The organism is Streptomyces sp. AC627_RSS907 (assembly GCF_019049165.1).
Window position 1 is genome coordinate 1 of record NZ_JAGMUE010000726.1, and the last position, 552, is coordinate 552.

Annotated in this window: 1 protein-coding gene; it reads right to left on the bottom strand. The window is 67.8% G+C overall.

Annotation, left to right across the window (positions count from 1 at the left end; translation table 11 throughout):
- A partial coding sequence (locus tag KUM32_RS38280) for a M1 family aminopeptidase (RefSeq protein WP_302185244.1) occupies positions 1-552 on the bottom strand: 552 nt, incomplete at both ends.

The following is a 552-nucleotide window of genomic DNA, read 5'->3' on the forward strand; positions in this document are numbered from 1 at the left end:
CCACCACTCCATGGTGACCAGGTCGCCGAACCACATGTGGGCCATCTCGTGCAGCAGGGTGTTGCTGCGGGCCTCGTACGACGCCTGGGTGACCTTGCCGCGGAAGATGTACTCCTCGCGGAAGGTGACGCAGCCCGGGTTCTCCATCGCGCCGATGTTGTACTCGGGCACGAACGCCTGGTCGTACTTGCCGAACGGGTACGGGAAGTCGAACCGCTCGTGGAAGAAGTCGAGCCCCTGCTTGGTGACGGTGAAGATGTCGTCCGCGTCGAAGTGCCTGGCCAGGCCCTTGCGGCAGAGAGCGCCCAGCGGGATCTCCAGCGTGCTGCCGTCGGGCAGGGCGCGGCTGTAGTGGTCGCGCTCGTAGTGGTACGGGCCGGCGACGACGGCGGTGATGTACGTGGAGATCGGCTTGGTCGGTACGAAACGGGTGTGCGTGCCGCCGCCTTCGGCCGGCGTGCTCTCGCCGTCCCGGTCGCCGTTGCTGAGCACCGTCCACCCCTCGGGCGCGGTCACCGCGAAGGTGAAGGGGGCCTTCAGGTCCGGCTGCTC